Source organism: Pseudomonas sp. NPDC087336, assembly GCF_044744285.1.
GTDB lineage: Bacteria > Pseudomonadota > Gammaproteobacteria > Pseudomonadales > Pseudomonadaceae > Aquipseudomonas.
The window spans coordinates 155,212-169,896 of record NZ_JBIUYA010000008.1; the positions used below are offsets into that span (position 1 = coordinate 155,212).

A 14,685-nucleotide genomic window follows, 5' to 3' on the forward strand; every position below is an offset into this window, starting at 1 on the left:
CATCATTCGGTCGCACTGGGTCTATCGCAGTGTAAGGCAGTGCTCGAAACCTGCCACATCAGGGGAGCGGAGCAAAAACGCTTCGCGGGCTCAGTCTTCCTGGCGAATCGTGGTCACTTCATCGGCCCTGACTCTGACCTTGGCCCCGGAAATATCCTCGAACTCGAAGAAACCGTCCTTGGTCTTGGTTTTTGGCATGTCCTTGGTCAGATACTGGGTACCGTTCTGCAGGGTGACCACCGTAGGCGTCGAGCAGCCGGCCAGGGCGATAAAAGCCGCTACTGCCAAGGGAAACCCCAGATTCCTGATGTTCATAGTCACCTCTCATTATTCAAAAAAACACTGGGTTATCGCAAGCGAACCCAGCTCTCTGGCGATTGGTGCCATGCAACGGCAAAAAGTTCGATACCCAAGGCAAAAAACCCTTACAGCGCCGCCGCTTATCCTTTTCCGTTTGCATGGGGCAGGGCGTTACTGGTATCTGTATGCATAACCAGTGCTCGCTCATCATGGCCCATTTCCCGTGACCGCCAATCCGCTCGACGATCCGTTCTATTACCTCAACAATTTCATGCAAGTGCTTGATTGGCTTGAGCACCGCTATGCCGACGTGTTGAGCGACGAAGAGCGCCGCTTCATTGGCGACTTCAATGACTTGCCCCGCGAGCCGCAGGCGCTGCTGGTCAGGCTGGTCATGCGCAAGGGCATTCATTTTCGCGCCAGCAAGCTGCATTACGCCGAGATCGGTGACATTGCCAGCGCAGCCCGGCCGCTACTGGCGCTGGGCTGGCTCGACGAGCACCAGGCGTTACCGGTCGAGGTGCTCTTCGAAGTGTTGCTCAAGGCGGAAATACTTCAATGCCTGGGCCACGCCATTGTTCAACCCAAGGGTAAAAAGACCGACTGGCTGCCGGCACTCTCCGAACATTTTCAGCAAGCGCAATCCTTCAACGACTGGTGTCCGGCGTTGAGCGACCGCTTGTTCAGCCTGACCATCATGAGCCTGTGCGATCGCCTGCGCTTGATGTTTTTCGGCAATCTTTATCAGGACTGGTCCGAATTCATCCTGGCGGACCTGGGGATCTTCACCTACGAAAAAGTCGAGTTTTGCGCCGATTCCCGAGGCTTGCGCAGCCGCGAGGACGTCGACGCCTGCCTGTTCCTCTACCAGTGCCAGCAGATGTTCGAGGCCGGCGAGGGGGTGGCGGGCATTGTCGAGCAGATCAATGGCCTGGCGCTGGGCAATCCCTGGCTGCAAAGGCGTCGTGACAAGCAGCTGTTCCAGATGGGCCAGGCGTGTGAGCGCGCCGGTGAATTCGCCAGCGCATTGACCCTCTACCGGGACTGCGCGTATCCCGGCGCGCGCTTGCGCATGATCCGTGTGCTGGAGCGCTGCGCCGAGTACCAGCTGGCCCTGGACCTGGCGTGTCAGGCCGAACAGTCGCCGCAGAACGCCGCCGAGCAGCAACACCTGCTGCGTATCCTGCCCAGGCTGCGGCGCAAGCTGGGCGGGCCGGCGGTCAAGCGTCCGGCACCACGGCAGATGTTGCGCCTGGACCTGCAACTGAGCAGGACCGACCCTGTGTTGGCGGTGGAGGACTATGTGCAGGCGCACCTGGACGAAGACTCGGCGCCGGTACACTACGTCGAAAACAGCCTGATCAACTCGCTGTTCGGCCTGCTGTGCTGGCCGGCGATCTTCGCACCGCTGCCGGGGGCGTTTTTCCATCCATTCCAGCGTGGTCCGGTGGACTTGCTGAGCGAAGACTTCCATAGCCGCCGGGCCGAGTTGTTCCAGGCCTGCCTCGACGAACTCGACGACGGCCGCTACCGGGAAACCATCCGCCAGCGTTATGCCCAGAAGTGGGGGGTGCAGTCGCCATTCGTGTTCTGGGGCGCCCTCAGCGAGGCGTTGCTGGAGCAGGCGCTGGACTGCTTGCCCGCCGAACACCTCAAGCACTGGTTCAACCGCTTGTTGCTGGACATCAAGGCCAATCGTGCGGGCATGCCAGACCTGATCCAGTTCTGGCCGCAGGAAAAAACCTACCGCATGATCGAAGTCAAGGGGCCGGGCGATCGCCTGCAGGACAACCAGCTGCGCTGGCTGGAGTTCTGCCATGAGCACCGGATGCCGATTGCCGTGTGTCATGTGCAATGGGCGGAGCAGGACGCTTGAGCTACAGCATCGCGGTGCGGGCGTTATGTGAGTTCACCGCCAAGGTCGGTGACCTCGACTTGCGCTTCACCCCGTCGCCGACCGCGCTGGAAGGCATCGTCGGGCACCGCACGGTGGCGTCACGGCGCAGTGAGGGCTACCAGAGTGAAGTCGCCCTCGAAGGGACGTATCAGGGCCTGAGGGTCAAGGGCAGGGCGGATGGCTACGATCCCGGGCAAAACTGCCTCGAAGAGGTCAAGACCTACCGCGGGGACTTGAGCAAGCAACCGGCCAACCACCGGCAACTGCATTGGGCACAGGCCAAGGTCTATGGCTGGTTGATGTGCCGCAAGCTCGACCTCGCGCAGATCAACCTGGCGCTGGTGTATTTCGATATCGTCAGCGAAAGGGAAACCTGTCTGGTCGAGGCGTTCAGCGCCTCTGAACTCGGGCAGTTCTTCGAACACCATTGCGGCCTGTTCCTTCACTGGGCCGAACAGGAAACGGCCCATCGCCAGGGACGAAACCTTGCTGCACAACAGCTGGCGTTTCCCCATGCCGACTTTCGCCCGGGGCAGCGTCACCTCGCCGAATCGGTGTTCAAGGCCGTCAGCACCGGGCGTTGCCTGATGGCCCAGGCGCCCACGGGGATTGGCAAGACGATCGGCACTCTGTTTCCTCTGCTCAAGGCCCTGGCGCCGCAGCAACTGGACAAGCTGTTTTTCCTCACGGCGAAAACCCCGGGACGCCAGCTGGCCCTGGACGCTGCGCAGGTGATCCTGGCACGCGCCGATGCGCCGCCCCTGCGGGTGCTGGAGATGATCGCCCGGGACAAGGCCTGTGAACACCCGGACAAGGCCTGCCACGGTGAATCCTGCCCGTTGGCCCAGGGCTTTTATGATCGATTGCCGGCGGCGCGCCAGGCTGCCAGCGAGTTGAGCCTGCTGAACCAGAGCGCATTGCGCCAGGTCGCCCTGTTGCATGAGGTCTGTCCGTATTACCTGAGCCAGGAAATGGCGCGCTGGGCCGATGTGGTGGTTGCCGATTACAACTATTACTTCGATTTCAGTGCGTTGTTGTTCGGCCTGGCCCAGGCCAACAGCTGGAAAGTCGCGGTGTTGGTCGACGAAGCCCACAACCTGGTGGAACGTGGCCGGCAGATGTACAGCGCCAGTCTCGATCAATCGACCCTCGACGGCGTACGCAAAACCGCCCCCGAGGCGTTGAAAAAACCTCTGCAGCGGGTCAACCGCGAATGGAATGCCCTGCATAACCAGCAACTGGGTGCCTATCAGGCCTACGACAAGCCGCCGGAAAAACTGCTTCAGGCCCTGTCATCGTGCAGCGCCAGCATCGGCGATTACCTGAACGACCATCCCCAGGGACTCGACAGCGCATTACAGAGCTTCTACTTCGACGTGCTGCAGTTCTGTCGAGTGGCCGAACTCTTCGACCAGCAGTACTTGTTCGACATCAGCAAGCGCGACCTCGAACGCAAGCGCAACCTCTCGCAACTTTGCCTGCGCAACGTGGTACCCGCCGGCTTCATCGGGCCGCGCCTGAGCGCTGCCCGCAGTACCGTGCTGTTCTCGGCGACCCTCAGCCCTCGGCACTACTACGCCGATTTGCTGGGTACCCCGGCGAACACCGTGTGCATTGACGTCGAATCGCCATTTCATGCCGATCAGTTGCACGTACAGATCGTCAACCAGATCTCCACGCGTTTCGTTCATCGCCAGGCATCCCTGGTGCCGATCGTCGAGCTGATTGCCCGGCAGTTCCTGCAGCGCCCGGGCAATTACCTGGCGTTCTTCAGCAGCTTCGATTACCTGCAGCAAGTGGCGCAGTTGCTCGCCGAACGCTATCCCGACATCGACCTGTGGTCACAGTCACGGGGCATGGGGGAGGCGCAACGCCAGGCGTTCCTCGAGCGGTTCACCGCCGATGGCCAGGGCGTGGGCTTCGCGGTGCTGGGCGGGGCGTTCGGCGAAGGCATCGATTTGCCGGGTGCACGCCTGATCGGCGCGTTCATCGCCACCCTCGGTCTGGCGCAGCTCAACCCGGTCAACGAGCAATTCAAGCAGCGCATGGCGGCCATGTTTGGCGCAGGCTACGACTACACTTACTTGTTTCCAGGGGTGCAAAAAGTGGTGCAGGCCGCAGGCCGTGTGATTCGTACACAGCAGGACCAAGGTGTGGTGATGTTGATCGATGACCGGTTTGGCGAGAGCAAGGTCAAGCAATTGCTGCCACGCTGGTGGTCAATCGCGTCGACGGCTGTTCAAATGGATGGTTTATCGCATATTGCACAAATACAGCACCCGATATGAGGGATCAATGAGAGAAGATCGAACCCGGGCCGGGAGCATTGAAGACAGACGCCTGCGTCTGCTGATCGATGCGGTGGTTGACTATGCGATCTACATGATTGATCCCGATGGCATCGTTACCAGCTGGAACGCAGGGGCCCGGCGTTTCAAGGGTTACGAGGAGACCGAGATTCTCGGCCAGCATTTCTCGCGCTTCTACACCGAGGAAGATCGTCGTGCCGGTTTGCCCCAGCGGGCGCTGGATACGGCCATGCGCGAGGGACGTTTCGAAGGCGAAGGCTGGCGAGTGCGCAAGGACGGCACGCATTTCTGGTCACACGTGGTGATCGATCCGATCTACGACCCGTCGGGCACGCTCCTGGGGTTTGCCAAGATCACCCGTGACCTGACTGATCGCAAGATGGCCGAAGAGACCCTCAAGCAAAGCGAGCAACAGTTTCGGTTGCTGGTGCAAAGCGTTACCGACTACGCCATCTACATGCTTGACCCGGATGGCCGCGTGACCAACTGGAACCAGGGGGCCCAGCGCATCAAGGGCTACTTGCCCGAAGAAGTCATCGGCCAGCATTTTTCGATGTTCTACACCCCTGAAGACCAGGCCATAGGCTTGCCAGGCCGGGCACTGGAGATTGCCACGCGGGAGGGGCGCTTCGAGAACAAGGGCTGGCGGGTGCGCAAGGATGGCACGAGGTTCCTGGCCCATGTCGTGGTCGACCCGATCTGGGGAGACACCGGCACCTTGCTCGGCTTTGCCAAGATCACCCGCGACGTCACCGAAGCAACCCAGGCGCAGCAGGCGCTGGAACAAACCCGCGAAGCACTGTTCCAGGCGCAGAAGATGCAGGCCATCGGCCAGCTCAGCGGGGGGATTGCCCACGACTTCAACAATTTGCTGACCGTCATTCTCGGTAATCTGGAAATCGTCCGTAAACGCATGGCCGACGACCCGAAAATCATCCGTTTGCTCGACAATGCCACCCAGGGTGCATTGCGCGGCGTGTCCCTGACCCAGCGTATGCTGGCCTTTGCCAGGAAGCAGGAGCTCAAGTCCGAACCGGTGGAGCTGCCCGTCCTGGTGCAAGGGATCAGCGGACTGCTGCGCAGCTCACTCGGGCCTTCGGTGGTACTGGAAACCCGTTTTCCGGCGCAGATCGAGCCGGTCATGGCCGACGTCAATCAGCTTGAGCTGGCGGTGCTGAACCTGGCCACCAACGCCCGCGATGCCATGCCCGATGGCGGAAAAATCGTCATCAGTGCCCACGCCGAAACCATCGCCGATCAATCCCGATCCACGCCGGCGGCGGGACGTTATGTGTGCCTGAGTATCACTGACACCGGGGAGGGGATGGATGAAGCGACGCTGGCCTCGGCGATGGACCCGTTCTTCACCACCAAAGGGCTTGGCAAGGGCACCGGACTGGGATTATCGATGGTGCATGGCTTCATCGAGCAATTGGGCGGGCGATTCATCCTCAAGAGCCAGAAAAACCAGGGCACTACTGCGCAGCTTTGGTTGCCCGTGGCCTCGGAAGGTTCGATAGCGGCACCCATTGTCGAGGAGCTGGCAGCGCCGCAAGTCCCTCGGCTGAGCATTCTGGTGGTGGATGATGACAGCCTGGTGTTGACCAGTACGTGCCTGTTGCTCGAGGACCTCGGTCACCGCGTGATCAGCGCGACGTCCGGTGCCCAGGGCCTGGAGCTGTTCGAGAACAATCCGGCGATCGACCTTGTCATCACCGACATGGCCATGCCGTACATGAGCGGCGCGCAACTGGCGGAGGCCATCCGCATGCGCAACCCCGGCATTCCGATCATCCTGGCCACCGGCTATGCCGAGCGCCTGGAAGGGTTTGCGGCCAAGTTGCCGCGGTTGTCCAAGCCGTTTACCCAGCTGAACCTGGTGGAGATCATTGCCTCGGCCATGTAGACACCTTCCTCTGTGTCACCGCGTTTTTTTGTAGGAGCCCGGCTTGCCGGCGAAGATGTCCGTAAGACCAGTGCCATGTTCAAGGACGCCTTCGCCGGCAAGCCTGGCTCCTACAGGTTTGGAGCGCCGCCGTTACAAAACATCTAACCATCAAGCAGCCATATGCGAACCATCGTGTTCCTTTTTCAGGCGGGTCTTGAGGGTCTCCATTTTTTCTCCCAGTTCATCCAGCGCCGCTTTACCCAGCAGCTTTTTAGCCTGGGGAAACATCGTGGTCTCTTCCTCTTCAATGTGGTGTTCGAGCAGTTCCTTGACCACTTTGACGCGACCGGCGAACTCGGGTGTGGACGGGTCGGTGACTTTCAGGTCCGGCAGTACCAGGGAATCCACGGTACGGTGTTCTTCCTTGGCTTCGTAATACATGACGTCCTGCTCCTTGCCACCGGCTTCCTTGTAGGCGGGGTACAGGACGTCTTCTTCCAGGCGGGTATGAATCGAGATTTCCATTTCCAGCTTTGCAAGGAGGTCGGCGCGCTTTTTCAGACCGCGCTCGGTGGATTCGCTCAGTTGGCTAAGGATGCCTTTTACGCGTTCATGGTCGGCTTTCAACAAGTCTATGGCGTTCATGGTCAAGTCTCTCCAAGTTGTGGGTAGCGCAAACGGTCTCTACACCGCAGGTCACTCATCGTTCTGGAGCATTTGTCGTGCCGCTTTGGATGCCTCCTAAAAGAGTTTGGAAATCAATGGGATGTACGCGCTAATGGCAAATAGGCGCCATGCAGGCTGCATGAGTTCCAACTTTGGTTCATGCACTTCGCCACGGAGAAGATCAGTCGCTTGGCTGCTTTTGCCGTTCATAGTGGGCGAGGAGCGGTTGGGTGCTGATTCCGTGAATCAGAATGCTCAGTGCAACCACCGAGAGCGTGAGGTCGGTGCACAAGGTGGCCATCGAAGGTGCGAGGTCGTGATTCAAGGCGTAGAACAGGTAGTAGAAACTACCGATACCGCGAATCCCGAACCAGCCGATCAACAGCCGTTGCTTGCCGTCAAGCAAATTGCCCCAGGGCACCAACCCGACAATCAGCGGGCGAATCACGCAGAACAGCACCAGTGCAATCGCCAGTGCGCGCCAGTCCCAATGGCCCACCAGCACCACCCCGAGCAAGGTCACCAGGAAAACCTCCATGGCCCGTTCGACCAGGCTGCCGAAGGACAGCATGTCACCGATCATGATCCCGGCCGCCACTTGCGCCTCCTCCATGTTCGCCACATCGCCATGCACGGCGGCATCGGGCTCGACGTTCTGATGACCGACGACCGGCTGCACCAGGTGCTCGGCCGGCGTCTGTGAGTGCCCCATGGATTTGACTTCGGCCCGACGCAACCCCAGTGCCGCCGCGAACACCGACAGGAAACCGTAGCCGTGCACTGCCTCGGCGGTGACATATGCCAGGGCGATCAGGGCAAAGGTCAGGTAGTCGTTGGGCGACAGGGTGCTGTCGGCATTCCTGATGCGCATGGACAACGTCAGGCGGCCAATGGCACGGCCCATGCCATAGCCGACCAGCAATCCGGCGGGCACCGCCCACAGCAGACGCTTGAGCGCCCAGTCATCCAGCCAGGCGGTGGAAGAACCGCCGCCTAGCTGGATGAACAGCAAGCCCAGGATCACGAAGGGAAAGGCAATGCCATCGTTGAGCCCGGCCTCACCGGACAGGCCGAAGCGAACCGCGTCGACGTCCTTGGCATCGTTGACCTGCACCAATGAAGCCAGTACCGGGTCGGTGGGCGCCAGGATCGCACCGATCAGCAACGACGGTCCCCACGGCAAGTCGAAGGCATAATGCAGCAACAGGCAGACACCGATGATGGTCAGGACCATGACCGGTCCCGCCAGCCCGAAAGCCACGCGCCACCTGCGATCCCTGAGGGGCAGGCGCAGCTTGAGTCCACAGACGAACAACGAAAAGAGCACCGCGACTTCCGTCAGGTGCTCCATCCAGTACGCGGCCTCCATGATGTCCAGCCTGAGCCAGCCCAACCCCGCCGGCCCGATGGCCACACCCAATGCCAGGCAGACGGCCGAGGTGGTCACCGGCATCCAGCGCAGGTAGGACGAGGTCAGTGCCAGCGTCAGCAGAACGGCACCCAACACCGCGACCCAGGCAATGAAACTCATGGCCCGGGGGTCATTGAGTGAGCAGTTTGGCGAAAGGTGCGGACATGACGACCTCCAGGTATCGAAAGACCCGCCACCCAGGGCCTATGAAGTGTTGAGCGTTGGAGGCATGGACAGGTTCCATTTTTCAGGCATCGCGCATCAAAGGATCGGCTTGCCCCCGGTTACCCCAAAACGCTGGCCGGTAATATAGCTGCCTTCATCCGAAGCCAGCAGCACATAGATCGGTGCGACTTCAACCGGCTGGCCCGGACGGCCGAGTGGGGTGTTGGCGCCGAAGTTCTGTACCGTTTCCTCGGGCATGGTCGAGACGATCAGCGGCGTCCAGATCGGCCCCGGCGCCACGCTGTTGACCCGGATATTGTTCGGTCCGAGCATCTGCGCCAGGCCGGCGGTGAAGTTGGCGATCGCGCCCTTGGTCGTGGCATACGCCAGCAGGGTGGGATTGGGCATGTCGGAGTTGACCGAACTGGTGTTGATGATCGAGCTACCGGGCTGCATATGTTTGAGCGCCGCCTGGCAGATCCTGAACATGGCGGTGATGTTGACGTCAAAGGTCATCACCCATTCTTCGTCGGGAATGTCCTCGAGGTTCTCGTGGGTCATCTGGAACGCCGCGTTGTTGACCAGAATGTCGATGCGGCCGAAACGCTCGACCGTTTTCTCCACCAGGGCCCGGCAGTGCACCTTGTGCGCCAGGTCACCCGGCAGCAGCAGGCATTGGCGGCCGGCCTGTTCAACCCAGCGCGCGGTTTCCTGCGCATCTTCCTGTTCATCAAGGTAGGCCACGGCCACGTCGGCGCCTTCACGGGCGAAGGCAATGGCTACCGCGCGGCCTATGCCGCTGTCGGCTCCGGTAATCAGGGCGATCTTGCCGTCCAGTCGACCCGAGCCTTTGTAGCTCTGCTCACCACAGTCCGGGTAGGGGTCCATTTTGCGTTGGGAGCCGGGGACGGGTTGGTGTTGTTTGGGGAAGGGTGGTTTGGGGTAGTTGTTCATCATCGCTCTCCGCATTCAAGGTTGGACGGTCAAAGGGTTGACCCTGGCCTTTTGGGTGGAGTTCGGTTGGATGGCGATCCATTGAATTCCTTGCTTGTTGTCGGAGTACATATCCATTCCTGCGGTAACGGCCACTTAGGGTTTCGCTCTTTGTATGGACTCGCCTTCGCCGACAAGCCAGCCGCTGCGCTAATATGCCCACCACTCAAACCAGAACAGGGCACGCCTGGCGCATGTCGGAAAAAGACACCATTTCCATTCAGCTGGTGCGTGAAGCGCTGCTGCAAAGTTGCGACCCCGGCGCGGCCACCGATGAGGTGTTGCACAAGGTCGGCCTCGATCCGGCGTTGCTCGGCAGCAGCGACGCCCGTGTTCCGGCCAGTGCCTATGCGCGTCTGTGGCGCTTGCTGGCCCGGCGGGGGGATGACGAGTTTTTTGGCATGGATCCGCGCAAGCTCAAATCCGGCAGCCTGGAGTTCCTCTGTCGCTGTGCCATGGTCCAGCCGAGCCTGGCCGCCGGGCTTACCAGTGGTCTGAACTTCCTGTCGTTGATGCTCGAGCGCATGCCCGCCGAGCTGGTGCATCAGCAAAGCCTCGCGGAAATCGTGTTGCACGAAGACGACCATGAGCCGCGCCGGGCCTTCACTTACTTTACCTACTGGATGATCGTGCACGGCGTGGCCTGTTGGCTGGCCGGGCGACGAATTCCGATCCTGGCGATCGAACTGCGCTGTGCGCAGCCGGATTTCTGCCATGACTATCAGGTGATGTTCTCCGAGAACCTGCGCTTCGACCGACCGCGTACGCGAATGATCTTTTCCGCCGACTGCCTGGGTTTGCCGATCAAGCGCAGCGATGAAGAGTTGCGACGCTTCCTGGCCCAGGCGCCGGCCAACATCCTGGTCAAGTACCGCGATCCGCAAAGCCTGGCCAGCCGGATCAAGCAGGACCTGCGACAACTGCCCGCCGAGCTCTGGCCGGAGACCGAAGCTCTGGCGCAACGCCTGTGCATGTCGGCCTCGACCCTGCGCCGGCGCCTGGCCGAGGAGGGCCAGACATACCAGGGGCTCAAGGACAGCGTGCGCAAGGAGCTGGCCATCGCCTGGCTGGCGGAACCTGCCATCAGCTTCGCCGAAATCGCCGCCCGGCTGGGGTTCGCCGATGCGAGCTCGTTCTACAAGGCGTTTCGCAAATGGTCGGGGTCCAATCCCGGGCATTACCGCAGTCTGATTCTCAACGAATCTCACTTGTAGGAGCAGCCTTCGGCAGCTCCAGAGATCGCGTTCGAAGGTTGGACCTTGGCCAAACCAGTCAAGCAACTTGATAACTTTGACCATTGCCCGAGACCCCGCGCAGAGCGAGTATTTCCCTGTTGGTTACGGTTCCCCCCACCTAACAAAAATACACAGGGACTCTGGCAATGCGCGATTACTTGTCTGCCGTTTCACAGTTCAACTATCAGCACTCCGTCGATGCCGCACTCGCAGGCAATCTGACCGCTCTCAACGCCTGCATCGAGTGTTGTGACCGGCATGCGCTGCCTGGGCGTATCGCGCTGTTCTGGGAAGGCCGTGACGGCACCAGCGCGACCTACACCTTCAACGAGCTGCAGGACAAAGCCGCGCGTTTTGCCAACTTCCTGCTGGCCCAGGGCGTGAAGAAAGGCGACAAGGTCGCCGGTCTCCTGCCACGCAATATCGAATTGCTGATCACCGTGTTCGCCACCTGGCGCATCGGCGCGGTGTATCAACCGTTGTTTACCGCCTTCGGCCCCAAGGCCATCGAGCATCGCCTGGGCAGTTCCGGGGCCAGGGTGGTGGTCACCGACGCGGTCAACCGCGCGAAACTCGCGGAGGTCGCCGACTGCCCGACCATCGTCACCGTCGCAGGCCCCAAGGGGCAGGGCATTGTCCGCGGCGATTACAGCTTCTGGGCCGAACTGGCCAACTACGCCAATGTCTGCGAGCCGGTGCTGCTGACCGGCGAAGACCCGTTCCTGCTGATGTTCACCTCGGGCACCACCGGCCCATCGAAAGCGTTGTCTGTGCCGCTCAAGGCCATCGTCGCCTTCCAGGGCTACACCCGTGACGCGGTGGATCTGCGGCCCGAAGATGCCTTCTGGAACCTGGCCGACCCGGGCTGGGCCTACGGCATCTATTTTGGCGTTACAGGTCCATTGGCCCTGGGGCACCCGATCACCTTCTACGATGGCCCGTTCACCTTGGAAAGCACCTGCCGGGTGATCAACAAATATGGAATCACCAACCTCACCGGCTCACCGACGGCGTATCGCCTGTTGATCGCCGGTGGCGACGAATTCGCCCGGTCGATCAAAGGCAAGCTGCGCATCGTCAGCAGCGCCGGCGAGCCGCTGAACCCGGAAGTGATCCGCTGGTTCGCCGATAATCTGGACGTGGTCATCCATGACCATTACGGCCAGACCGAGCTGGGCATGGTGCTGTGCAACCACCATGGCCTGGAGCACCCGATCCATATGGGCGCTGCCGGTTTTGCCTCGCCCGGCCACCGCATCGTGGTGCTGGATGACGACTACCAGGAACTGGGCGTCGGCCAGCCGGGCATTCTGGCCATCGACCGCAGCCAGTCGCCGATGTGCTGGTTCGCCGGTTACGAAGGCGTACCGACCAAGGCCTTCGTCGGCACTTATTACTTGAGCGGCGACACCGTCGAGTGGAACCCGGACGGCAGCATCAGCTTCGTCGGCCGTAGCGACGACGTGATCACCACCTCCGGCTACCGCGTCGGTCCGTTCGATGTGGAAAGCGCATTGATCGAGCACCCGGCGGTGGTGGAAGCCGCCGTGGTCGGCAAACCCGACCCGGAACGCACCGAGCTGGTCAAGGCGTTCGTCGTGATCTGCTCGCAATACCGCGCTACGCCGGAGCTGGCCGAAGAGTTGCGCCAATACGTGCGCAAGCGTCTGGCGGCTCACTCGTATCCGCGCGAAATCGAATTTGTCAGCGAGTTGCCGAAAACCCCAAGCGGCAAATTGCAGCGCTTTATCTTGCGCAACCAGGAAATCGCCAAGGCTCAAGAGGCCGCCGCGAAGAACGTTCCAGCTTGAAAAGGAAACAATGATGCAGATCGAAAACAAGGTTTTTCTCGTCACCGGTGGTGCTTCCGGGCTGGGTGCGGCCACCGCTGAGATGCTGGTCGCGGCCGGCGCCAAGGTGATGCTGGTGGACATGAACGCCGAAGCCGTCGCGGCCCAGGCCCAGCGACTGGGCGCGCAAAGCGTGGTGGCGGACATCAGCAACGAAGCCGCGGCCCAGGCCGCGGTACAGGCGACCGTCAAGGCCTTTGGCGGGCTCAATGGCCTGGTCAACTGCGCCGGCATCGTGCGCGGCGAAAAGATCCTCGGCAAGAATGGTCCGCACGCCCTGGAAAGCTTCAGCCAGGTGATCAACGTCAACCTGATCGGCAGCTTCAACATGCTGCGCCTGGCCTGCGCGGCGATTGCCGAGACTGAAGCGGACGCCGATGGCGAGCGCGGCGTGATCATCAACACCGCGTCCGCCGCGGCTTACGATGGCCAGATCGGCCAGGCGGCTTATTCGGCGTCCAAGGGAGCGATTGTCAGCCTGACCTTGCCCGCGGCCCGTGAACTGGCGCGCTTCGGCATCCGCGTAATGACCATCGCCCCGGGCATTTTCGAAACGCCGATGATGGCCGGCATGACCCAGGAAGTTCGCGACTCCCTGGCCGCCGGCGTACCGTTCCCGCCGCGCCTGGGCAAGCCTGCCGAGTACGCATCCCTGGTTCGGCATATCATTGAAAACAGCATGCTCAATGGCGAGGTGATCCGTCTCGACGGTGCCTTGCGCATGGCGGCCAAATAAGGAGGATTTGTCATGACTATAACCAACGATCCGATTGTTATCGTCAGCGCCGTCCGCACCCCGATGGGTGGTTTCCAGGGCGAACTGAAAAGCCTCACCGCGCCGCAACTCGGTGCCGCCGCGATCAAGGCCGCGGTTGAACGTGCCGGCGTTGCACGCGATGCCGTCGACGAAGTGCTGTTCGGCTGCGTCCTCCCTGCCGGCCAGGGCCAGGCGCCCGCGCGCCAGGCGGCGCTGGGTGCCGGGCTGGATAAGTCGACCCGTTGCACCACCCTCAACAAAATGTGCGGTTCGGGCATGGAAGCGGCCATCCTGGCCCATGACATGCTGGTGGCCGGCAGCGCCGAGGTGGTCATCGCCGGTGGCATGGAAAGCATGTCCAACGCGCCGTACCTGCTGGACCGCGCCCGTAGCGGCTACCGCATGGGGCATGGCCGGGTGCTCGATTCGATGTTCCTCGACGGCCTGGAAGATGCCTACGACAAGGGGCGCCTGATGGGCACCTTCGCCGAAGACTGCGCCGAAACCCACGGTTTCAGCCGTGAGGCCCAGGATGCGTTTGCGGTGGCTTCGACCACCCGCGCCCAGCAGGCGATCAAGGACGGCAGCTTCAAGGACGAGATCGTGCCGTTGACGGTCACCGTCGGTAAGGAACAGGTGACGATCAGCAACGACGAGCAGCCACCGAAAGCCCGGCTGGACAAGATCGCCTCGCTCAAGCCTGCGTTTCGCGATGGCGGGACCGTGACGGCGGCCAACTCCAGTTCGATCTCCGACGGCGCGGCGGCACTGGTGCTGATGCGCCGCTCCGAAGCCGACAAGCGTGGCCTCAAGCCGCTGGCGGTGATCCATGGCCATGCGGCCTTCGCCGATACCCCGGGCCTGTTCCCGGTGGCGCCGATTGGCGCGATCAAGAAGCTGATGAAGAAGACCGGTTGGTCGCTGGATCAGGTCGATCTGGTCGAAGTCAACGAAGCCTTCGCCGTGGTCGGCATGGCGGCGATGACCCACCTGGAAATTCCCCACGAGAAACTCAACGTGCACGGCGGCGCTTGCGCCCTGGGCCACCCGATCGGTGCGTCTGGCGCGCGGATTATCGTGACCTTGCTCTCGGCCCTGCGCCAGAAAGGCCTCAAGCGTGGTGTTGCAGCGATCTGCATCGGTGGTGGCGAAGCGACGGCCATGGCCGTGGAGTGCCTGTACTAATGCGATCCCTGTAGGAGCGAGCATGCTCG

General features: G+C 61.5%; 11 protein-coding genes. 7 read left to right on the forward strand and 4 right to left on the reverse strand.

Translation table 11 applies throughout. The features are described from left to right. Positions 1–90: 90 nt before the first annotated feature. Positions 91–315, reverse strand: a complete 225-nt coding sequence (locus ACIO0C_RS10465; RefSeq protein ID WP_008063639.1) for a YgdI/YgdR family lipoprotein — start codon at positions 313–315, stop codon at positions 91–93. A gap of 208 nt (positions 316–523) precedes the next feature. On the opposite strand from ACIO0C_RS10465, the gene ACIO0C_RS10470 reads away from it, so the two are divergent. From ACIO0C_RS10470 to ACIO0C_RS10480, 3 genes are read left to right on the forward strand one after another with little or no spacing between them, the layout of a single operon-like run. Further along, entirely contained in the window at positions 524–2,176 is a 1,653-nt protein-coding gene (locus ACIO0C_RS10470) for a VRR-NUC domain-containing protein (RefSeq protein WP_401311226.1), read from the forward strand. Then, a complete protein-coding gene (locus ACIO0C_RS10475; protein ID WP_401311229.1) occupies positions 2,173–4,485 on the forward strand; it encodes an ATP-dependent DNA helicase in 2,313 nt (770 codons plus the stop codon). The genes ACIO0C_RS10470 and ACIO0C_RS10475 overlap by 4 nt, the downstream gene beginning before the upstream one ends. A gap of 7 nt (positions 4,486–4,492) precedes the next feature. Continuing rightward, positions 4,493–6,412, forward strand: coding sequence for a PAS domain S-box protein (locus ACIO0C_RS10480; protein WP_401311231.1), 1,920 nt, complete (start codon positions 4,493–4,495; stop codon positions 6,410–6,412). A gap of 150 nt (positions 6,413–6,562) precedes the next feature. On the opposite strand, the gene ACIO0C_RS10485 is transcribed toward ACIO0C_RS10480, so the two are convergent. The 3 genes from ACIO0C_RS10485 to ACIO0C_RS10495 all read right to left on the reverse strand — a co-directional run bounded on the left by ACIO0C_RS10485 (position 6,563) and on the right by ACIO0C_RS10495 (position 9,590). Continuing rightward, a complete protein-coding gene (locus ACIO0C_RS10485; RefSeq protein ID WP_401311234.1) occupies positions 6,563–7,039 on the reverse strand; it encodes a hemerythrin domain-containing protein in 477 nt (158 codons plus the stop codon). A 202-nt stretch (positions 7,040–7,241) separates the two neighbouring features. Further along, entirely contained in the window at positions 7,242–8,591 is a 1,350-nt protein-coding gene (locus tag ACIO0C_RS10490) for a cation:proton antiporter (RefSeq protein ID WP_401311237.1), read from the reverse strand. 141 nt (positions 8,592–8,732) lie between these two features. Beyond that, the gene (locus tag ACIO0C_RS10495) at positions 8,733–9,590 is read right to left on the reverse strand and encodes an SDR family oxidoreductase (protein WP_401311240.1); all 858 of its coding nucleotides are present in this window, start codon (positions 9,588–9,590) and stop codon (positions 8,733–8,735) included. Between the two features lie 233 nt (positions 9,591–9,823). On the opposite strand from ACIO0C_RS10495, the gene ACIO0C_RS10500 reads away from it, so the two are divergent. The 4 genes from ACIO0C_RS10500 (at position 9,824) to ACIO0C_RS10515 (ending at position 14,656) form a co-directional block, all read left to right on the forward strand. Next, positions 9,824–10,843, forward strand: coding sequence for an AraC family transcriptional regulator (locus ACIO0C_RS10500; protein ID WP_401311243.1), 1,020 nt, complete (start codon positions 9,824–9,826; stop codon positions 10,841–10,843). Between the two features lie 167 nt (positions 10,844–11,010). Beyond that, positions 11,011–12,675 carry an AMP-binding protein gene (locus tag ACIO0C_RS10505; RefSeq protein WP_401311246.1) on the forward strand — a complete coding sequence of 555 codons (1,665 nt, stop codon included), beginning with the start codon at positions 11,011–11,013 and terminating at the stop codon, positions 12,673–12,675. 13 nt (positions 12,676–12,688) lie between these two features. Then, positions 12,689–13,450, forward strand: coding sequence for an SDR family NAD(P)-dependent oxidoreductase (locus ACIO0C_RS10510; RefSeq protein ID WP_401311249.1), 762 nt, complete (start codon positions 12,689–12,691; stop codon positions 13,448–13,450). Positions 13,451–13,462: 12 nt separating this feature from the next. After that, the gene (locus tag ACIO0C_RS10515) at positions 13,463–14,656 is read left to right on the forward strand and encodes an acetyl-CoA C-acyltransferase (RefSeq protein ID WP_401311251.1); all 1,194 of its coding nucleotides are present in this window, start codon (positions 13,463–13,465) and stop codon (positions 14,654–14,656) included. The last annotated feature ends 29 nt before the right edge of the window (positions 14,657–14,685 follow it).